The sequence below is a fragment of the Streptomyces sp. NPDC006012 genome (assembly GCF_042871185.1).
Taxonomy (GTDB): Bacteria; Actinomycetota; Actinomycetes; order Streptomycetales; family Streptomycetaceae; genus Streptomyces.
This window is the reverse complement of the sequence record NZ_JBIAIE010000001.1, coordinates 723,461-742,863: the sequence shown is the minus strand read 5'-3', so window position 1 is coordinate 742,863 and position 19,403 is coordinate 723,461. Positions and strand designations below refer to the sequence as shown.

At 70.3% G+C, this 19,403-nt stretch carries 16 protein-coding genes and 1 tRNA gene; 7 read left to right on the top strand and 10 right to left on the bottom strand.

Features of this window, described 5'->3' with window-relative positions; translation table 11 throughout:
* The first annotated feature begins 104 nt into the window (after window positions 1–104).
* Entirely contained in the window at window positions 105–1,520 is a 1,416-nt protein-coding gene (locus ACFYPJ_RS03140; protein ID WP_389009505.1) for a VanZ family protein, read from the top strand.
* A gap of 164 nt (window positions 1,521–1,684) precedes the next feature.
* Here the strand turns inward: ACFYPJ_RS03140 and ACFYPJ_RS03135 are convergent.
* Window positions 1,685–1,756: transfer RNA gene (locus tag ACFYPJ_RS03135), tRNA-Val, on the bottom strand.
* A 293-nt stretch (window positions 1,757–2,049) separates the two neighbouring features.
* Here ACFYPJ_RS03135 and ACFYPJ_RS03130 point away from each other — a divergent pair.
* The 4 genes from ACFYPJ_RS03130 (at window position 2,050) to ACFYPJ_RS03115 (ending at window position 5,331) form a co-directional block, all read left to right on the top strand.
* Window positions 2,050–2,820: a DUF4097 family beta strand repeat-containing protein gene (locus tag ACFYPJ_RS03130; protein ID WP_389009502.1), complete on the top strand. Its 771-nt coding sequence runs from the start codon at window positions 2,050–2,052 to the stop codon at window positions 2,818–2,820.
* Between the two features lie 74 nt (window positions 2,821–2,894).
* Complete coding sequence (locus ACFYPJ_RS03125; RefSeq protein WP_389009499.1) at window positions 2,895–4,295, top strand: hypothetical protein; 1,401 nt, start codon at window positions 2,895–2,897, stop codon at window positions 4,293–4,295.
* An 82-nt stretch (window positions 4,296–4,377) separates the two neighbouring features.
* Complete coding sequence (locus tag ACFYPJ_RS03120; RefSeq protein ID WP_389009496.1) at window positions 4,378–4,971, top strand: DUF4383 domain-containing protein; 594 nt, start codon at window positions 4,378–4,380, stop codon at window positions 4,969–4,971.
* Between the two features lie 135 nt (window positions 4,972–5,106).
* Entirely contained in the window at window positions 5,107–5,331 is a 225-nt protein-coding gene (locus ACFYPJ_RS03115; RefSeq protein ID WP_389009493.1) for a zinc ribbon domain-containing protein, read from the top strand.
* Between the two features lie 25 nt (window positions 5,332–5,356).
* Here the strand turns inward: ACFYPJ_RS03115 and ACFYPJ_RS03110 are convergent, their stop codons facing one another.
* From ACFYPJ_RS03110 to ACFYPJ_RS03100, 3 genes are read right to left on the bottom strand one after another with little or no spacing between them, the layout of a single operon-like run.
* Window positions 5,357–6,169 carry an HAD family hydrolase gene (locus ACFYPJ_RS03110; RefSeq protein ID WP_389009490.1) on the bottom strand — a complete coding sequence of 271 codons (813 nt, stop codon included), beginning with the start codon at window positions 6,167–6,169 and terminating at the stop codon, window positions 5,357–5,359.
* On the bottom strand, window positions 6,169–9,027 hold the full coding sequence (locus ACFYPJ_RS03105) for a phosphoribosyltransferase (protein ID WP_389009487.1): 2,859 nt from the start codon (window positions 9,025–9,027) through the stop codon (window positions 6,169–6,171). Before ACFYPJ_RS03105 ends, ACFYPJ_RS03110 begins: the two co-directional genes overlap by 1 nt.
* Before the next feature lie 32 nt (window positions 9,028–9,059).
* A complete protein-coding gene (locus tag ACFYPJ_RS03100; RefSeq protein WP_389009484.1) occupies window positions 9,060–10,226 on the bottom strand; it encodes an HpcH/HpaI aldolase/citrate lyase family protein in 1,167 nt (388 codons plus the stop codon).
* A gap of 178 nt (window positions 10,227–10,404) precedes the next feature.
* Here ACFYPJ_RS03100 and ACFYPJ_RS03095 point away from each other — a divergent pair, with 178 nt between their 5' ends.
* Window positions 10,405–11,319 carry a TerD family protein gene (locus ACFYPJ_RS03095; protein WP_389009482.1) on the top strand — a complete coding sequence of 305 codons (915 nt, stop codon included), beginning with the start codon at window positions 10,405–10,407 and terminating at the stop codon, window positions 11,317–11,319.
* 107 nt (window positions 11,320–11,426) lie between these two features.
* On the opposite strand, the gene ACFYPJ_RS03090 is transcribed toward ACFYPJ_RS03095, so the two are convergent.
* The 6 genes from ACFYPJ_RS03090 to ACFYPJ_RS03065 all read right to left on the bottom strand — a co-directional run bounded on the left by ACFYPJ_RS03090 (window position 11,427) and on the right by ACFYPJ_RS03065 (window position 16,007).
* A complete protein-coding gene (locus ACFYPJ_RS03090) occupies window positions 11,427–12,164 on the bottom strand; it encodes a Tellurium resistance (protein WP_389009480.1) in 738 nt (245 codons plus the stop codon).
* A gap of 88 nt (window positions 12,165–12,252) precedes the next feature.
* Complete coding sequence (locus ACFYPJ_RS03085; RefSeq protein ID WP_389009478.1) at window positions 12,253–13,398, bottom strand: DUF475 domain-containing protein; 1,146 nt, start codon at window positions 13,396–13,398, stop codon at window positions 12,253–12,255.
* Between the two features lie 76 nt (window positions 13,399–13,474).
* The gene (locus ACFYPJ_RS03080; protein ID WP_389009476.1) at window positions 13,475–14,050 is read right to left on the bottom strand and encodes a TerD family protein; all 576 of its coding nucleotides are present in this window, start codon (window positions 14,048–14,050) and stop codon (window positions 13,475–13,477) included.
* A gap of 95 nt (window positions 14,051–14,145) precedes the next feature.
* Window positions 14,146–14,721, bottom strand: coding sequence for a TerD family protein (locus ACFYPJ_RS03075; RefSeq protein ID WP_389009474.1), 576 nt, complete (start codon window positions 14,719–14,721; stop codon window positions 14,146–14,148).
* 157 nt (window positions 14,722–14,878) lie between these two features.
* Window positions 14,879–15,337, bottom strand: coding sequence for a peroxiredoxin (locus ACFYPJ_RS03070; protein ID WP_389009472.1), 459 nt, complete (start codon window positions 15,335–15,337; stop codon window positions 14,879–14,881).
* A gap of 232 nt (window positions 15,338–15,569) precedes the next feature.
* A complete protein-coding gene (locus ACFYPJ_RS03065) occupies window positions 15,570–16,007 on the bottom strand; it encodes a DUF3052 domain-containing protein (protein ID WP_389009470.1) in 438 nt (145 codons plus the stop codon).
* A gap of 541 nt (window positions 16,008–16,548) precedes the next feature.
* Between ACFYPJ_RS03065 and aceE the strand changes: the two genes are divergently transcribed.
* Window positions 16,549–19,296 (top strand): pyruvate dehydrogenase (acetyl-transferring), homodimeric type, encoded by a 2,748-nt coding sequence (aceE, locus tag ACFYPJ_RS03060; protein WP_389009468.1) that lies wholly within the window; start codon window positions 16,549–16,551, stop codon window positions 19,294–19,296.
* The last annotated feature ends 107 nt before the right edge of the window (window positions 19,297–19,403 follow it).

Here is a 19,403-nt window from a genome sequence, read left to right as displayed (position 1 = left end):
CAACGCGGCCCCGGACTGCACCCTGCGGGGATATGCACACATACGCACCGGCTATACATGCCATCTATACATTACATGTATACGCATCGCGTACAGTCCTGCGCATGGCCACCGCTTACCTTCTGCCGATCAAGACGGCAGCTGCTCTTTTCCCGCTGCTGGCGCTCTTGTTACTGCTGCCGACGGCCGTCGTCGTCTACCGCCGGCACGGCGTGATGTCCCCGGGAAGGACGCTGTCGCTCTACGGCTTCCTCTACTACCTGCTCACTGCCTACTGCCTGACGATCGTGCCGCTGCCGAAGAAGACAGCCGACATGTGTGAGCGGTTCGTGCTGGTGGCCCATCCGCAGTTGAAGCCCGGAAACACCTTCAGCGACATCTGGAAGGAGGCGGACCACAAGATCGGGCTCGATGCGCTGGTCCTCCAGAACCCCGCCGTCGCCGGAACTCTCTTCAACCTGCTGCTGCTCGTGCCGCTCGGCATCTTCCTGCGCTATCACTTCGGGCGCTCGCTGCACGCCACCGCCTGGACCGGCCTCGCCGTCGCGCTGTCCTTCGAGCTGACGCAGTGGACCGGAGTGTGGGGCCTCTACGACTGCCCGTACCGCCTCTTCGACGTGGACGACCTGATCGTCAACACCTCGGGGGCGGTGGTCGGCTGGCTGCTGGCCGGTCCGATAGCGCGGCTGCTGCCCACGCTGGAGACGCTGGACGGACGGGCGCTGGCGGCCCGCCCGGTGCCGTTCGGACGCCGGCTGACGGCGCTCGTCGTGGACGTGGCCGGGTATGTCGCCGCGTCGGTGTTCATCACCGCCGTGCTGACGTTTCAGGGCGCGACGCCCTCGCTCTGGATGCCCGTCGCGGTCTTCGTGGCCTGGTTCGTCCTCCTGCCGCTGGTGACCGGCACGACACCCGGCAAACGGCTGTTGCTGCTGCGGCTGGTGGCGGAGGGCGGCGGTCCGCTCGTGGTGGGGCGACTGGCCCTGCGAGCGCTCCTGCTCGGGCTGTTGGTGCTGCCCTTCCTGGCGGGGCTGTTCCTGGCCATGCTGACCCTGCTGGCCGGGCCGATACCGTCCGACCTGCTCGCCGGCGTCCAGGACGCGGGCGCCCAGGGTGCGGCGGCGGTCCTCTTCGCACTCGACCCCCTCGAACTGCTCGCGGTGATGACCAGTGTCACGCTGCTCGCCATCTGCGCGCGGAGCACCCTGCGCCACCCGCACCGGCTCGCCCCGCACGACCAGATCTCGGGCATCCGCAACACCACGCTGCCACACGCCCGCGCGAGGCAGGCCGCCGCACAGGCGGACGGGCGAGCGGACGGCGGGACGGATAGCGGGACGGGTGGCGGAGCGGACGAGCCGGCCGACGGCCCGGCGGATGACCGGGCGGGCGACGGGGAGGGCAGGGACGACCGGGCAAGCGGCCCGGCGGACGACCGGCCCGCTCAGGTCCCGGTGGAGCGGACGGCCGAGGACGCGTCGACGGAGCCGCAGAACTCCGCCACCGCCGGCTCCCGCTAGAGCCAGAGCCAGAGGCAGCCCGGCCAGACCGGCACGGCGTTGGAGCATGAACGGCGTGCCCACGGGCCCGCGATCAGTGCGCCGACGGCCGGTCACACGAAACGGCCCCCCGAAGATCTCTCCGAGGGGCCGCAAACCCTAGCCGGCCAGGGTCTTGTCACCGGTGGGCGCGGACGGTTTCGAACCGCCGACATCCTGCTTGTAAGGCAGGCGCTCTACCCCTGAGCTACGCACCCCGGACGGGTCGACAGCCTACATTGCCCGAGGGGCTGTGCCGCAAACCCGTATCCGACGGGGCCGCAGGCGGCCCGGCCGCGTATCCGCCGAGGCCACCGGCACGGGCCCGGCCGCACCCGGCCGGGCGAGGTGCCCAGCGTGGACGCCGGGCGGTTGGCCGGGCGGCGGACGCCGGGCGGGGCGCCGGGGGCTAACCCCACCACGGATGCGGTAGTGGGCTGGATCGTGATGGTGCGCGGGGCTGCATACGGTCGTGGAGTTCCCAGCGTCCGGCCCAGGGGGAGTCCCAGTCATGGCCCGTATCGTTCCCGCCCGTGCGGCCGCCGCCGTCGGCGGCGTCGTGGTGCTCGTCGCCGCCGTCACGGCCTGCGGCGGCTCCGCCGCGCAGGACAAGCATCCCGATCACCGTTCCTTCGCGCTGCACGGACGCACCCTCACCGTCGACTCCGACGACTCGTCGCTGGAGATCGTCGCCGCGGACTCGGCCGAGGCCGGCACGGTGAAGGTCACGCGCTGGTTCCACGGGTCGGTCCTGGTCGGCAGCGACCCGCGGGTGACCTGGTCGATGAAGGACGACCGGCTGGTGCTGCGGCTGAAGTGCTCCGGCATCGTCGCCGACTGCTCGGCCAAGCACCGCGTCGAGGTGCCGCGCGGGACCGCCGTCAAGGTGACGGACGGCGACGGCAGCGTGCGCGCGCGGGGCTTCAAGGACGCGCTGGACATCCATACCCACGACGGCTCCGTGCACGTCACCGACTCCACCGGCCCACTGGAGCTGCGTACGGACGACGGCTCCGTGCGTGCCGAGGTGTCCTCGCCCCGGGTGCGGGCGGTCTCGCACGACGGCTCGGTCCGCCTCCGGCTGGGCGCCGTGCCCGACCTGGTGGACACCCGCACCGACGACGGCTCCGTCACCATCGGCCTGCCCCGCGCCACGTACCGGGTGACGACCCGCGCGGACGACGGCTCGGTCGACGTGTCCGTGCCGCGCGACGACTCCAGTGCCCACTCGGTCACCGCCCGCACCCACGACGGAAAGATCACAGTACGAACCGCGAACTGACCGGCCCGTGTGTTCGTCCTTCCCTGGTGGGAGAATGACTCCACCGAGGACGCGGCGCAGCACGGGAGAGGGATGTGACGGCGACACCGGCGACGACACCATCGCAGCCGTACCCGCCGTTCGCCCGGGCCGGGCGCGGCCCCTCCGCCCTCCGGGACGTCCTCACCCTGGCGGGCCTGCCGCTGCTCGCCGTCCTCGCGGTGCCCGCGGCATTCGCCGGCGGCGGCACCCGGCGCTGGTTCGGCGGGCGGGCGGACAACCAGCGGGCCCAGGCTCAGGCCGCGAAGGACGCCGCGGCGACCGCGTTCTACGAACTCGACTCGGCCCAGCGTGACCTCAAGATCTCCATCGAGACGATCACGGCCGTGGACGACTCCCCCGCGGCCCGGCGCGCAGTCACCGACTTCGAGGCGATCAGCCGGCGCATCGACGAGGCGAGCGGCCACTACATCGAGGCCGTCGACGCCCATGACCTCGACCGGGACGATCTGGAGGCGTCTGCCGCCGCCCGGGCCCGCGGCGAGCTGAGCGGCGCCAAGGAGGAACTGGTCCGCGTCAAACAGGAGCTGGACCGGTTCGGCGAGGGACTCGGTCCGCTGCTCGGCAAGGCCGAGACGCAGTTGGCGCGGATCGCACCCGCCGTGGAGCGGGCCCGGCAAGCACTGCTCGCCGCCTCGAACGCACTGGACGCCGTCCGCGGGACAGGGCTGAGCGCGGACGACCTCGCCGCCCGGCTCGCCGTCCTGTCCCCCGAGCTGACCAAGCTGAACCAGGGCGCCGGGCAGCACGGGGTGCAGCCGACGCTGCAGCGGGCCGAGCGGGTGGCGCGGGAGGCCGAGGCCATCCGGGCCGAGGCGGAGCGGCTGCCCGAGAAGGCCGCCGAGATCGACCACCGGCTGGTGAGTCTGCGGACCCGCGCACAGGCCCTGACCACCCGGGCCGGGCAGGTCGACCCGATCCTGAGCGAGCTGCGCCGCCGTTTCGTGGCGGCCTGCTGGCAGGACATCCAGCAGGTGCCCGCGCAGGCCGCCGAGAACGTACGGCAGGCCGAGCTGAAGCTGCGGGAGGCGCAGGCCGCCCGGGAAGCGCAGCGCTGGCCGGACGCCGCGTCGCTGCTGTCGACCGTACGGGCGCTGCTGAACACCACGGACGAGGCGGTGTCGGCGGCCGGTGACCGGCTGACCCGGCTGAACGCCGTGCAGAAGGACCCGCAGCAGGAGATCGAGCGGACCCGGTTCGCCATCCGGGACGCGCAGCGGCTGGCCATGACGGGCCGGTCGACCCCGGATCCGCGGGACGCCCGGCCGCTGGACGACTCGGTGGCGCGGCTGGAGCGGGCGATCGGCACCCTGGAGGGGCGCCACCCCGACTACTGGCACTTCCTGACCGAGACCGAGGCGGTACGGCAGACGGTGGCGCGCGTGGTCTCCCGCATCCGCGAGGAACGCGGCACGGCCGGCATGACCGGCCACTGAGGCGAGGCGTTTGCCGGTCGGGCCGGCTGGGCGGATATTGGATGACATGTAGGGCCCGTCGTACACGCCCAGGGAGGCGGACATGGCCACACATTCACCGCCCCCGGAGCGCCGCCGGATCCAGTTCGACGAGCAGTTGCCCCTCGACCACCGGCTGAACCAGGTCTACCGGATCGGTGCGGGCCTGATGGGTCTGTTCCTGGTGGCCTTCGGCATCCTCGGCCTCGCCAACCGCATCGGCTTCTTCGACACCGGCGGCGACACCACGCTGGGCCTGAGCACCAACGGCGCGCTCAGCGTCCTGTCGATCTGCGTCGGGGTGCTGCTGTTCGTCGGCATGGTGATCGGCGGGAACTTCGCGTCCACGCTGAACATGGCGTTCGGATTCCTGTTCCTGCTCAGCGGCTTCATACACCTCGCGCTGCTGGATACGGAGTACAACTACCTCGCCTTCAAGATCCAGAACGTGCTGTTCAGCTTCGTGGTCGGCATTCTGCTGATGGTGTTCGGGATGTACGGCAGGGTCGGCTCGACGCTGCCGCACGACAACCCGTACTGGCGGGCCCGCCATCCCGAGGAGGCCGAGTTCGAGGCCCGCCGGGCGGCCGTGACGCACGGAGCGGAACCACCGGGACTGGAACGGCGGAGCGGACCGGACACGACGCGCCGGATGTAGCCACGTGCCGGGTATGGCGATCTCCCGCATGCAGCGAGACGGGCCCGGCCGGAGGCGGCGGCGCATTGGGCACAGTGGCGCAAAGAACCGGCGGAGGTCTCGGCCGCTGTCGGCCGCGCCGGTTAGCCTGGGCGCATGCCTCGCTACGAGTACCGCTGCCGAAGCTGCGGCGACACCTTCGAACTGAACCGTCCGATGGCGGAGTCCGCCGCCCCCGCCGTCTGCCCCGCGGGCCACGACGACACGGTGAAGCTGCTGTCGACCGTGGCCGTGGGCGGCTCGGCGTCTGCGCCGTCCGCCGCGCCCCGGGCGGGTGCCGGGGGCGGCGGTGGCTGCTGCGGCGGGGGATGCTGCGGCTGATCGCCCCGCGAACGGGCCGCCGGGGCTACGAGCCCTGGCGAGCGGTCCGCAGGAACTCGCGCAGGATGCGTTCCCCGGCCAGTACCCCGCGGTCCGGCAGGGCGCTGACCGCGGGTGCCGTCCAGCCGGAGTCGGCCAGTTCCCCGTGGCCGGGCCGCCAGCCGCGGTCGGCCGCCAGCAGCAGGTCGGCGTCGAGCAGCGAGTCACCGGCGGCCAGCGTCGGCCCGGCACCGGTGCGGCGGGCGACCTCGCGCACGGCCGCGCTCTTGGTCAGCGGCTTCGGCACGGCGTAGATCTTGCGGCCCTGGAGGGAGACCGTCCAGCCCCGGTCCTCGGCCCACACGGCGAGTTCCTTCACCCAGTCCTCGGGCAGCAGCTCGCGTTCGACGACCAGATAGGCGAACAGGTCGTCGGCGACCCGGTGCTTGCGCGCCCACGCCGGGTCCGCGGTCTCGGCGAGATACGCCCGCACCTCGTCCAGCGGTGCGCACTCGTCGGCGAGCCGGGCCGTCACCCGCGCGTGCCAGTCGGGGTCGGACACGCCGTCCACCAGCAGGTGCCCGCCGTTGGCGCAGATCGCGTACGTCGGCGCCGGGCCCGGCAGGTTGATGCGCAGGTACTGCTTGCGGGTCCGGGTGGTGGTCGGCACGAACACCGCCGCGTCCGCCAGCTCGGTGAGCAGCCCGGCCGCGGTCTCCGTCAGGTAGGACAGCGGCCTGCTCTCGTGCACCTCCACGCACAGCAGCCGGGGCGCGCGGGCGTCCGGCATGGTCAGCGCGAGGGCCGCCGCGGAGTAGATCAGGGTGCGATCGAGGTCGCTGGCCACGAGCACCGGCATCAGACCGTCACCGCCTTGCCGTCGGCGCCGGTGGCGCCCCGTGTGTACTTGGGGTGGATCAAGCCCACGCAGGTGTACGGGAGTCCGTCGACCTCCTCGACCGGTACGCCGCGCTGCTCGGCCAGCAGCCGCACATGGTCCAGGTCGGCGCCCGCACCGGTCCGGGCGAGGATCTTCCAGGGCACCCGGCGCAGCAGTACCCGGGTGGTCTCGCCCACGCCCGGCTTGACCAGGTTCACGTCGTGGATGCCGTACTCCTCGCTGATCCGCTCGACCGCGGCCCAGCCCGCCCAGCTCGGGGTGCGGTCGGTGGCGGCCAGCTCCTTCACCGCCGCGGCCACCTCGTCCGTGACCTCGGGGAAGCACCCGGAGACCGCGTCGAGGAAGGCCACCGAGACGTCCGAGCCGGCGAGTTCGCGGTAGAACTTCGCGCCGTGGAAGTCATGCGGTCCGACCAGGTCGGCGCGCAGGACCGTACGCGAGATCAGGCCGGACACCGTGGAGTTGAGGCAGGCGGACGGGATGAGGAAGTCCTCACGGGTGCCGTAGGTCCGTACGCAGGAGCCCGGGTCGGCCAGTACCGCGATCTCCGGGTCGAAACCGCTGATGCCGTCGGACTCCTCGAAATCCCGGACCGCAGTGGCCAGTTCGCGGGTGATGGCGCCCTTGCCGGTCCAGCCGTCGACGAAGACGACGTCCCGCGGGTCGTGGTGGGCGGCGAGCCAGCGCAGCGCGTTGGCGTCGATGCCCCGGCCGCGCACGATCGAGACCGCGTAGTGCGGCAGGTCGACACCGTGCCGGAAGCGCGCCCAGCGGCGCATCAGTACGCCGACCGGGGTGCCGGCGCGGGCCAGGGAGACCAGGACCGGGCGGCGGACGGAGGGCCCCCCGTTCGAGCGAAGCCGAGAGTCGGGGAGTTCGGCGAGGACCGTCTCGGTGACCACGCCGACGGCCCGTGCCAGCCGGGCGACGGTGGCGTCGAGGGCCGCCTGGAACAGCTCCTGGTACTGCTCGCTCGGCTGGTACTCGACCGGCAGCGACTCGGCGTAGTGCGCACCGCCGCTCTGGATGGCCTCCTCGCGCTCCTCGGTCGGCGCCTCCAGCGTCACGTCCGAGAGGTCCTGGAGCAGCCAGCCGACCTCGTCGGGTGCGTACGAGGAGAAGGCGGGGCCGCGCAGCGGCTCGGACAGCATGGCGGATCTCTCCTCGTGGGAGGCGGGGACGTACAGGAGCTCGGGGACGTATGACGGTACGACGGCGAGCAGGACGTGCGGGGCGTGCGCGCCGAGCCGGGCCAACAGGCCGTCGGGGGCGTGCAGTTCGGGGGTGTCGGCCATCGAGTCGACGACGGCCACGACGGTGTCGAAGCCGCCGCCCGCCACGTTGTAGGCGTAGCGCTCGCCGGGGCCGTCGGCCGGGCCGTCGTGGGCGGGGAAGGCGATGCGGCTGCGTATCGCGTAGCCGGGGTCGTCGACCGGGAGGACGGGCGAGCGGGTGGTGGTGGAGTAGCGCACCTCGGCGGCGACGACCTGCTCCAGTTCGCGGGCGAGCCGCAGTGGCGCGTACATCAGTTCCTCGAAGCCGAGGACCAGGACGCGCCGGGTGCCGGTGGGCAGGGCCTCGGCCACCCGGGCGGCCATGGCGGGCAGGGCCCGCTCCAGGCGGGCGCGGTGCGCGGGCGTGAAGCCGTGCCGCCCGCCGTCGGGCAGCCCGTGCGGCCAACGCAGCTCGACCCGCCCGGCCTGCCCCCGCCCGGCCCACCCGCTCACGGCGGCGACGCTGAACGGGACGGTGAGCCCGGCGGACACGCGGGCGCCGGGGAGGGGGGTGCCGGGGAGGGCGGGGACAGGGCCTGAGAGGACCGCGCTGGTAGCACCGGGGGCGACGAGGGGGGTGGCAGTCGCATCGAGGGTGGCAGCGGCGTCGGGGGCGGCGACGGTATCGGGAGCGGCAGCGCCGGGGGCGGCGACGGCGTCGGATTCGGCGGCGCCGCGGACGGCGACGGCACCCGCACCGGAACTGGCACCGGGACCGGGACCCGCTGGGGTACCGCCCGGCGCGGAGCCGTCCGATGCGGGCGGGTCGTGGCGGGCGACCAGTTCGCGGCCCTTTTCCAGGACCCCGGCCGGGAGGCGCAGCGTGCCCGAGGCGGTGGCGACCAGGTCTACGCGGGTGTCCGTCTCCCGGGCGAAGTCCACCAGCCGCGCGCTGTCGGCCGGGGCGCGCATGTCGACCAGGGCGACCACCACATATCGTCGGCGCGGATAGCGTTCGTGCAGGTCGCGAAGGGTGTTCAGGATCGTGTTGCCGGTGGAGAACTCGTCGTCGACGAGCACCAGCGGGCCATCGCCGACCAGCAGCGCCGGATCTTCCGGCAGCAGCAGGTGGGTGGTGGCGTGCGAGTGGGCCTCCTCGAAACCGCCCGCCCGCGCCACGCCGGGCACCGGGCGGCGGGTGGAGTGCAGGTACGGGGCGAGCCCCAGGCCGTCGGCGACGGAGTGGCCGAGCCCGGTGGCGGTCTCCGCGTAGCCGACGACGACCGCGGCGGCGGCCTCCTCCTCGCCCAGCAGTTCCCGCACCCGGCGGCCGAGGGCGACCCCGTGGCCGTACACCACGGCCGGTGACTGCGGCACGTGCTTGCCCAGGACGTTGGAGACGAGCAGGTGGGCCCGCTTGGGATTGCGGCGCAGGGCGAGCCCGAGCAGGCCGCGCAGTGCGTCGTCGCCCGTCAGCTCGACGCCGAGCCGCTCGGTGACCCAGTTGCCGGACCACACCCCGGCGCCCGTGACGGAGCGCTTGGGGTGATCGGGGCCCTGGGGGTACGGGGGCCCGTGGGGTGGAGGGGTGATGGGGTTCATGGGGTCCATGGGGTTCCTAGTGGCGCGGGCGCTCAGCCGGTTATGCCGGCGGCGAGCAGCTCCACGAAGCCGACGTCCTCGTTGGCGACGCCGAACACCTCGGCACGCAGCAGGGTGCGCTCGGCCCAGGCGCGATGCGGCTTCACCTCGTTCATCTTGTTCGTGTAGGCCGACCGGAGTACACCTCCGCCGCCACGTTCCGGCCGCAGGATGTCCTGCGCGTCACTGAACTCCTCGTGACTGACCACGGACAGCGCGTGCACGGGAAGCACGTGGGAGGGGTGGATGCAGGTCTTGCCGAGCAGTCCGTTGGCCTGATCCAGGGAGATCTCCCGCAGCAACCCGTCCATCGCGTGCTCGATGAGCCTCTCCCGCAACTCGACGGCCTGTCCCTCCAGGAACGGACTGCTGCGCAGCATCGGCTTGAACATGCGCTCCGGGACCCGGAAGTACTCCCACACCGGGCCGGTGACCGTGAAGCCGGTGCCGTCCGCGCGCCCGAGCATGTTGACCACGTCGGCGATCACGGAGGCGACGATCTGGACGTCGTACGCCGTCATGTCGGGCGCCCGGCGCAGCCCGTACGAGGAGCAGAAGTCGGTCACGCCGAGACGCAGGGCGAGCACCCGGTCGCGGTACTTGTCGACCGCGCGGAAGATCCCCTCCAGGGCCTGCACCCGCGACTCCCGGTACAGCAGCTCCGGGGACTCCAGGACCGGCATCGCGAACAGCCGTCGGCCGCTGGCCGTCTCGGCGCTCGCCATCGCCTCCAGGAAGAGGAGCCCTCGTTCCCCGGTGAACTTCGGCAGGACGAAGCCGGACAGCAGACGGACGCTCGGGCCCAGCCGCCGCACCAGGTCGGGGATCTGGTCGGGGACGCGGACCCGGACGAACAGCAGCGGCAGCCGCGCCTCCGTCCGGGACGCCAGGTCGGCGAACTGCCGGACGAGGTTCTCCTCGCCGGCCACGACGTCCGCGTCGTCGATCGAGTCCTCCAGGCACAGCACCATCGAGACCACGCCCAGTCCGGCCTGCTTGACGATGTCGTCGGCGAGCCGGGGCCGGGTTGCCGGGCTGTACAGCGTGGCGCCCAGGGCCGCGGAGAGCAGCCGGGCCGGGGAGTCGGCGGTGAACTCGCACGGCTCCTGGTGGAAGAGGCGCTGTCGCACCTCAGGGGCGATGTGCCCGAAATGACGCATGAAACTCCCCCGTGGCGCAAGGTGATCCTGACGATTCCTTGTAAGGGTGGCCGGTAATAGTACGTAGGGGTCCATGCCCTGGGTTCCCGTCGGGCATGAATTTCAGGTAACCCAACCGTGTCAGCCACCGCCACCCCCCGCATTGTCGTGACCAGGTCCGAGAGGGCAGGATGACCGCATGACGCACGCGATGCTGAAAGGGTCGAACGTCCCGCTGGAGGCCACGACGGTACGCGCCGTGCTGCGTTGGTCGTCCGGGCAGGGAATCCCCGACGTCGACGCCTCGGCGCTGCTCCTCGGTCCCGACGGTCGTGTGCGTTCCGACGAGGACTTCGTCTTCTACAACCAGCCCCGGCATCCCTCCGGGACGGTGTGGCGGCTCGGCAAGAAACGGGTCACCGAGGGCCTCACCGACACGATCCAGACAGATCTGTCGGGTGTCGACCCCGCTGTGGGCCGGATTCTCCTGGTCGCTTCGGCGGACGGGGTCACCTTCGACCACGTACAGTCGCTGCGCATTCTGCTGTACGACGCGTCGGCCGGCGACGGTGAGGCGCTGGCGTACTTCGACGTCAAGCCGGAGACCGGCGCGGAGACGGCCCTGATCTGCGGAGAGCTGTACCGGCGCGGCGAGAGCTGGAAGTTCCGTGCCCTGGGCGAGGGCTACTCGAACGGCCTCAAGGGCCTGGCGGTGGACTTCGGCATCTCGGTGGACGAGTCGGAAGCGGGCCAGGAGTCCGGTTCGGGGGCGCCGGAGATCTCCCGGCCGCTGCCTCCGGAGCAGCCGACGGAGCCGGCTCCGCCTACGGTTGTTCCGGCTGCGACGGTGCCGCCTACGGCCGTTACGGCTCCGACCGTTCCGGCTGCGGTTCCGGCTCCGGCCACGGCCGCGGTTCCGGCCCAGCCGGCGGCCGCGGTGCCGGCCCAGGCCGCGTACGGGTATCCGCAGTCGACGTCTGCGCAGCCTGCGTATGGGTATCCGCAGGCGGCCTCGTCGCAGCCTGCGTACGGGTATCCGCCGGTGGTGGCGGGGCCGGGGCCCGGGCCCGATGTGCGGCTGCCGCCGCAGGGGCCGCAGTTCATCAGCCGGTAGGTTGCGGGCGGGGTCGCGGGCCGGGGGCCGGGGGCCTTGTTCGGGCGGGTGCGGGTGCGTCGTGGCTTGCCGCGCAGTTCCCCGCGCCCCTTTGGGGCGCCGGGGGGTCAGCGGCCCGTCTGGGTTTTGTAGCCGCGGCCCCATTGGAGGCCCCAGCCGTAGAGGCGGTCCAGTTCGCCCTGGAAGCCGTAGACGAACTGGACCTCGCGGCGGACCAGTAGTTCGCCCTTGACGTTCTCTATCAGCACCACGGCGCAGGAGCGGGCCTGTGGGTGGCGTTCGTCCAGACCTATCTCGATGCGGGGGCCGTTGCTCGGGTAGAGCGTGACGATCGCATGGGTGCGGTCGAAGGCCGGCGTCTGGTCGTAGATGTACACGAAGACCAGAAGGCGTTTGATGTTGTCCCGGTGGTCCAGGTTGATGTACATCGTCTCGCCGGACGCCGAACCGAACCGGTCGTCGCCGCTCAGCTTGACGTACGGCGCTGCGTTGACGTCCCCCAGGTAGCCGCCGAGCGGCTGTACGACGCCCTTCGTGCCGTCGCTCAGCTCGTACAGGCAGCCCAGGTCGAGGTCGACGTTGACCATGCTCTGCCCGTGTCCGAGGACCTCCGGGGGCTTCAGCGCCTTGAAGGGGTGCCGGAACAGGCTGGTGCGCAGCGCACCGCCCATGTCGGCCTCCCGCATCCGCCAGGTCAGGTTGACGCGCAGATGCCCGGTGGCCGCGTCCTGCTTGGTCAGGGACACCTGCTGGTGCCGTTTGGTGAGCTGGATGGAGTTGGTGGCGGCGCTGCCCGAGTCGAACTCGGCCGCCCGCCCTCCCAGCAGTCCGTCGAAGAAGCCCATTCCCGCCCCCAGTACTCATGCCCGACGTGTGCGGGGCGGCCGAACGCGTCGACGGCCCCGCACAGAGCGTTCCTCACCGTCCGGGGTGTCACACCCCGGAGGCGACCTCGGCCTTCTCGTCCGAGCCCGCGTCGCCCTCGGCCGCGGCGAGTGCGCGGTTGCGGCGGACGGAGGACCAGAAGGAGGCAGCGATCAGGATGACACCGACCAGACCGGTGATGACCTCGTTGATCTGGTACTGGATAGTGACCAGGAGGAGCACCGCCAGGGCACCGATCGCGTAGTGGGCGCCGTGTTCCAGGTAGACGTAGTCGTCCAGCGTGCCCTGGCGCACCAGGTAGACGGTCAGCGACCGGACGTACATCGCGCCGATGCCCAGACCCAGCGCCATCAGGACGATGTCGTTGGTGATGGCGAAGGCACCGATCACACCGTCGAAGGAGAAGGACGCGTCCAGGACCTCCAGGTAGAGGAACATGAAGAACGCGGCCTTGCCCGCCAGGACGACCACCGAACGCTTCTTGCCGCTGCGGGCGGCCTCTTCTTCCTCCTCCTGCTCCCGTTCCTCCTCTTCTTCGAGCCGGTCCTCGAAGAAGCCGGACAGCCCGCCGACGATCATGTACGTGATCAGACCGGCGATGCCGGAGATCAGGACCGTCTGCGCCTTGTCGGCGTGCGCGCCGCCGTGCTGGTGGGCGTGGGCGGCGAAGGTGAAGGAGGTGATGAGCAGGACGGCCAGCGCGATGCAGACCGACAGCATGTCGACCTTGCCGAGCTTGGCCAGCGGCCGCTCGATCCAGCGCAGCCACTGGATGTCCCGTTCCTCGAAGATGAAGTCGAGGAAGATCATCAGCAGGAACATGCCACCGAAGGCGGCGATCGCCGGGTGGGCGTCGGTCACCAGTTGCTGGTAGTGGTCCTTGTTGTTCAGTGCGAGGTCGACGGCCTCGATGGGGCCCAGCTTCGCGGTGACCGCGACGATCACGACCGGGAAGACCAGCCGCATGCCGAACACCGCGATGAGCACGCCGACCGTGAGGAAGATCTTCTGCCAGAAGGCACTCATCTTCTTCAGGACACCGGCGTTGACCACCGCGTTGTCGAACGACAGCGAGATTTCGAGGATGGACAGGATCGCCACGATGCCGAATGCGGTCCACCCCCCGTAGAAGACCGCAGCGACCAGGCCGAGCGCGGTGACCGCGATCGACCAGCCGAAGGTTTTGAGAAGCACTGGCTACCCCATCGTGTGTGGGGGGCCTCACCCAGACGCAGTCTGAGGGAGGATGTCCCCCGCGCCGTACCCGGCTTTACGAAACGTTGACTCCGAAGTCTAGAGCGATACCCCGGAGCCCCGACGCGTACCCCTGTCCCACCGCGCGGAACTTCCATTCCCCCTGGTAGCGGTACAACTCGCCGAAGATCATCGCGGTCTCGGTGGAAGCGTCCTCACTCAGGTCGTAACGGGCGAGTTCCTGCCCGTCCGCCTGGTTGACGACCCGGATGAAGGCGTTGGAGACCTGCCCGAAGGTCTGGCCGCGCTCGTCCGCCATGTGGATCGAGACGGGGAAGACGATCTTGTCGCAGCCGGCCGGGACCTTCGGCAGGTCCACCAGGATGCTCTCGTCGTCGCCCTCGCCCTCACCGGTGAGGTTGTCACCGGTGTGCTCCACCGAGGCGTCCGGGCTCTTGAGGTTGTTGTAGAAGACGAACCACTCGTCGCCGAGGACCCGGCCGTCCTGGCACAGCAGCGCGCTGGCGTCCAGGTCGAAGTCGGCTCCGGTGGTGGAACGCGCGTCCCAGCCGAGCCCGATCATGACGTTGGTGAGGTTCGGTGCGGCCTTCGAGAGGGAGACATTGCCTCCCTTGGCGAGCGTGACGCCCATATTGCTGGTCCTCCCCTGGGTGGAGCTTTCTCCGGTTGTCCTGCGGGTCCGGCGCCGGCCCCGACGGGAGCGGCACCGGACACAGCGGTCACGTCTCAGACGTTGACGCCGAAGTCCTGTGCGATGCCGCGCAGGCCCGAGGCGTAGCCCTGGCCGATGGCGCGGAACTTCCACTCCGCGCCGTGCCGGTACAGCTCGCCGAAGACCATGGCGGTCTCCGTGGAGGCGTCCTCGCTGAGGTCGTAGCGGGCGATCTCCTGCTGGTTGGCCTGGTTGACGACGCGGATGAAGGCGTTGCGCACCTGGCCGAAGGACTGCTGGCGGGTCTCGGCGTCGTAGATCGACACCGGGAAGACGATCTTTTCGACGTCGGCCGGGACCGTCGCGAGGCTGACCTTGATGACCTCGTCGTCGCCCTCGCCCTCACCGGTGAGGTTGTCACCGGTGTGCTCGACGGAGCCGTCAGGGCTCTTGAGGTTGTTGAAGAACACGAAGTTCTGGTCGCTGCCGACCTTGCCCTCCGTGTTGAGCAGCAGCGCGCTCGCGTCGAGGTCGAAATCGGTGCCGGTCGTGGTGCGGACGTCCCAGCCCAGACCGACGAGGACCGCGGTCAGGCCCGGGGCCTCCTTGGTCAGTGATACGTTGCCGCCCTTGCTGAGGCTGACTCCCACGAGTCCTCCATGTGTGTCCGGGGGCGGGGAGCCCCGTGAGTCGTCGGATATCGGATCAACGACTCGATCCTAGTAACGGGTTCCCGCCCCCCGCAGGCCCTGGGACCGAAGAAACGAATGCGTGTCGGTCACGGGGCACCGCGGCACAGGCCACCGGTCACAGACTGCCGAGCGCCTGCACATAGCCGTCGAGGTCACGCGCGTCCGGCAGGCCGTTGACGACGGTCCACCGCACGACGCCTTCCTTGTCGATGATGAACGTGCCGCGGACGGCGCAGCCCTTGTCCTCGGCGAAGACGCCGTACGCGCGCGAGGTCTCGCCGTGCGGCCAGAAGTCGCTCAGCAGCGGGTACTCAAGGCCCTCCTGCTCGGCGAAGACGCGCAGGGTGTGGATGGAGTCGTTGGAGACGGCGAGCAGCTGCGTGTCGTCGTTGACGAACGTGGGCAGGTTGTCGCGCAGTTCGCACAGCTCGCCGGTGCAGACGCCGGTGAAGGCGAAGGGGTAGAAGAGGAGCACCACGTTCTTCTGGCCGCGGAACTCCGAGAGCTTCACGCTGCGACCGTGGTTGTCCTTGAGGTCGAAGTCGGGTGCCTTGTCGCCGACCTGGATCGCCATCGTCCTGCATCCCTTCGGTGGGGGCTGTTCGGGTGAGACCACCCTACGCAGCGATCACCGGGGGCGATGCGGGCGGCCGGGCTGAGCCATGCGGCCCAGCCCGGCGGTAACGGGCCCGTCCGACGATCAAGGACGGGGCCGTTCAGGCCGATGCGGGGATACGGGGGCCGAGCCCCCGAGGACGGTCACCGCGGCCGGCGTCACCTCTGGGAAGGTCACCTCTGGGAAAAGGTCACCGCTTCGACTTCGCGGCCTTCGGCGTCACCAGACGCGAGCCGCTCCAGTCCTTGCCCACGCTGACGCTCTTGGACGCGGACAGGCCCGCGGTCGTCGCGGCCTCCGAGATATCGCTCGGCTCCACGTAGCCGTCACGCCCGGTCTTCGGGGTCAGCAGCAGGATCGAACCGCCCTCTTCGATGTACGTGATGGCGTCCACCAGTACATCCGTCAGGTCTCCGTCCTCGTCGCGGAACCACAGCACCACGGCATCGGCCACGTCGTCGTAGTCCTCATCGACGAGCTCGCTGCCGATCGTGTCCTCGATGGCTTCACGAAGCTCCTGTTCGGCGTCTTCGTCGTAGCCGATCTCCTGGACCACCTGTCCGGGCTGGAACCCCAGCCGGGCGGCAGGGTTCGTCCGCTCCTCCGCGTGGTCCGCGGTCGCGCTCACGGGTTGCCTCCTGATCATGTTTCGATGAATAACTCAGCCACGCGCGTGCGCGAAGCATTGGCCGTAGTCCACACGGGCGGGGCGGATCGCGCAAGTACCCGGCCGTCCAGACCGCCGAAACGGTGACGATCCCGGCCGTGTCGTCGCAACTCCCGGCACCGTATCGCGCGCCTGGCGGCCACACACCACACCCTATTGCCCGATTTGCCCCGTTCAAAATCCTCCGCGTATACGCCTGTCGAACAATTTTGCCAGCAACGATACGCCCTGGGCGTATCGTCGCGTTTCAGCCAGAGCGCCCGTAACGCGAGGTGAGAGGGGCCGCACAGGGTGCGTCATCGTCCCACGGCAGAGATGACGTATGCCGCCCCGAGGTACACGATGGGGAACGACGCCGAGACACGCGGAGAACCCAGAGAACGCAGCGAAGGCTCGGAGAGCGTCGAGAACGCCAGAGAACCCAGAGAACCCAGAGAACCCAGAGAACACAAGGAAAGCAGCGAAAGCGGAAAAATCAGCCCTCCGACAGGTAAGGAACAGCGTGGCTTCCGGATCCGATCGCAATCCGATCATCATTGGCGGCCTGCCGAGTCAGGTTCCTGACTTTGACCCCGAGGAAACCCAGGAGTGGCTCGACTCCCTGGACGCCGCCGTCGACCAGCGGGGCCGTGAGCGGGCCCGCTATCTGATGCTCCGCCTGATCGAGCGGGCCCGCGAGAAGCGGGTGGCCGTGCCCGAGATGCGCAGCACGGACTACGTCAACACCATCGCGACCAAGGACGAGCCGTTCTTTCCGGGCAACGAGGAGATCGAGCGCAAGATCCTCAACGCGACCCGCTGGAACGCGGCCGTGATGGTCTCGCGCGCCCAGCGCCCCGGCATCGGCGTCGGCGGTCACATCGCCACCTTCGCCTCCTCCGCCTCCCTGTACGACGTGGGCTTCAACCACTTCTTCCGCGGCAAGGACGACGGCAGCGGCGGTGATCAGGTCTTCTTCCAGGGCCACGCCTCGCCGGGCATCTACGCGCGCGCGTACCTGCTCGACCGGCTCACCGACGCCCAGCTCGACGGCTTCCGCCAGGAGAAGTCGAAGTACCCCGACGGGCTGTCCAGCTACCCGCACCCGCGCTCCATGCCGGACTTCTGGGAGTTCCCCACGGTCTCCATGGGGCTCGGCCCGCTCGCCGCGATCTTCCAGGCCCGGATGAACCGCTACATGGAGGCCCGCGGCATCGCGGACACCTCCGGGTCGCACGTGTGGGCGTTCCTCGGCGACGGCGAAATGGACGAGCCGGAGTCGCTCGGCCAGCTGACCATCGCGGCCCGCGAGAACCTGGACAACCTGACCTTCGTGGTCAACTGCAACCTCCAGCGGCTGGACGGGCCGGTGCGCGGCAACGGCAAGATCATCCAGGAGCTGGAGTCGGTCTTCCGGGGCGCCGGCTGGAATGTGATCAAGCTGGTCTGGGACCGCACCTGGGACCCGCTGCTCGCCCAGGACCGGGACGGTGTGCTGGTCAACAGGATGAACACCACGCCGGACGGCCAGTTCCAGACGTACGCCACCGAGTCCGGCGACTACATCCGCCGGCACTTCTTCGGCGACGACCACCGGCTGCGCGCGATGGTCGAGCACATGACCGACGCCCAGATCCTGCACCTGGGGCGCGGCGGTCACGACCACCGGAAGATCTTCGCGGCGTTCTCCGCGGCCAAGGCGCACAAGGGCCAGCCGACGGTGATCCTCGCCAAGACCGTCAAGGGCTGGACGCTGGGGCCGAACTTCGAGGGCCGCAACGCCACCCACCAGATGAAGAAGCTCACGGTCGACGACCTGAAGCACTTCCGCGACCGGCTGCACCTGCCGATCTCCGACAAGGAGCTGGAGTCCGGCCCGCCGCCGTACTACCACCCGGGCCGGGACTCGGCGGAGATGCAGTACATGCACGACCGGCGCATGGGTCTCGGCGGCTATGTCCCGACCCGCGTCGTACGCTCCCGGCCGCTCGCGCTGCCGGACGACAAGACGTACGCGACCGTGAAGAAGGGCACCGGTCAGCAGTCCATCGCCACGACCATGGCGTTCGTACGGCTGCTGAAGGACCTCATGCGGGACAAGGAGATCGGCCGCCGGTTCGTGCTGATCGCGCCGGACGAGTACCGCACGTTCGGCATGGACTCCTTCTTCCCGAGCGCGAAGATCTACAACCCGCTCGGCCAGCAGTACGAGTCGGTGGACCGGGATCTGCTCCTCGCCTACAAGGAGTCGCCGACCGGTCAGATGCTGCACGACGGCATCTCGGAAGCGGGCTGCACGGCGTCGCTGATCGCGGCGGGCTCGGCCTACGCGACCCATGGCGAGCCGCTGATCCCGGTCTACGTCTTCTACTCGATGTTCGGTTTCCAGCGCACCGGTGACCAGTTCTGGCAGATGGCCGACCAGCTGGCGCGTGGTTTCGTACTGGGTGCGACCGCCGGACGTACGACCCTGACCGGCGAGGGGCTCCAGCACGCGGACGGGCACTCCCAGCTGCTCGCCTCGACCAACCCGGCGTGCGTCGCCTACGACCCGGCGTACGCGTACGAGATCGCGCACATCGTGCAGGACGGGCTGCGCAGGATGTACGGCGGTGACGCCGAGCACCCGCACGGCGAGGACGTCTTCTACTACCTCACGGTCTACAACGAGCCCATCCAGCACCCCGCCGAGCCGGCGGACGTGGACGCCGAGGGCATCCTCAAGGGCATCCACCGGCTCAGCGAGGGCGCCGCGGGCTCGATCCCGGCGCAGATCATGGCCTCCGGTGTCGCGGTGCCGTGGGCGCTTGAGGCGCAGCGGCTGCTCGGCGAGGAGTGGAACGTGCGGGCGGACGTCTGGTCGGCGACCTCCTGGAGCGAGCTGCGGCGGGAGGCCGTGGCGTGCGAGGAGCACAACCTGCTGCATCCGGAGGAGGAACAGCGCACTCCGTACCTCACCCGGAAGCTGGGCGGGGCCGAGGGGCCGTTCGTGGCCGTTTCCGACTGGATGCGGTCGGTGCCGGACCAGATCGCGCGGTGGGTGCCCGGGACCTATCAGTCCCTGGGTGCGGACGGCTTCGGTTTCGCCGACACCCGGGGTGCGGCGCGGCGCTTCTTCCACATCGATGCGCAGTCGGTCGTGGTGGCGGTGCTGACCGAGTTGGCGCGGGAGGGCAAGGTCGACCGATCGGTGCTGAAGCAGGCGGTGGATCGCTATCGGCTGTTGGAGGTGGGGGCGGCGGATCCGGGGGTCGCTGGTGGCGACGCGTAGGCCTCCGGCGGGGGGCAGTGATTCGGCCTCGGCCCCGGTGGGGGTTGGGGTTGGGTGCGTAGTTCCCCGCGCCTCCGACGGGGGGTGGCGAGCCGGGAACGGGCGGA

What these genes read in the sequence shown, in the direction of transcription:
- ACFYPJ_RS03100 (WP_389009484.1), bottom strand. Translation starts at nt 10,226, where the DNA reads ATGCGTCATTTCGGGCACATCGCCCCTGAGGTGCGACAGCGCCTCTTC.
- ACFYPJ_RS03120 (WP_389009496.1), top strand. Translation starts at nt 4,378, where the DNA reads ATGGCCACACATTCACCGCCCCCGGAGCGCCGCCGGATCCAGTTCGAC.
- ACFYPJ_RS03115 (WP_389009493.1), top strand. Translation starts at nt 5,107, where the DNA reads ATGCCTCGCTACGAGTACCGCTGCCGAAGCTGCGGCGACACCTTCGAA.
- ACFYPJ_RS03090 (WP_389009480.1), bottom strand. Translation starts at nt 12,164, where the DNA reads ATGGGCTTCTTCGACGGACTGCTGGGAGGGCGGGCGGCCGAGTTCGAC.
- ACFYPJ_RS03140 (WP_389009505.1), top strand. Translation starts at nt 105, where the DNA reads ATGGCCACCGCTTACCTTCTGCCGATCAAGACGGCAGCTGCTCTTTTC.
- ACFYPJ_RS03105 (WP_389009487.1), bottom strand. Translation starts at nt 9,027, where the DNA reads ATGAACCCCATCACCCCTCCACCCCACGGGCCCCCGTACCCCCAGGGC.
- ACFYPJ_RS03110 (WP_389009490.1), bottom strand. Translation starts at nt 6,169, where the DNA reads ATGCCGGTGCTCGTGGCCAGCGACCTCGATCGCACCCTGATCTACTCC.
- ACFYPJ_RS03095 (WP_389009482.1), top strand. Translation starts at nt 10,405, where the DNA reads ATGACGCACGCGATGCTGAAAGGGTCGAACGTCCCGCTGGAGGCCACG.
- ACFYPJ_RS03080 (WP_389009476.1), bottom strand. Translation starts at nt 14,050, where the DNA reads ATGGGCGTCACGCTCGCCAAGGGAGGCAATGTCTCCCTCTCGAAGGCC.
- ACFYPJ_RS03130 (WP_389009502.1), top strand. Translation starts at nt 2,050, where the DNA reads ATGGCCCGTATCGTTCCCGCCCGTGCGGCCGCCGCCGTCGGCGGCGTC.
- ACFYPJ_RS03070 (WP_389009472.1), bottom strand. Translation starts at nt 15,337, where the DNA reads ATGGCGATCCAGGTCGGCGACAAGGCACCCGACTTCGACCTCAAGGAC.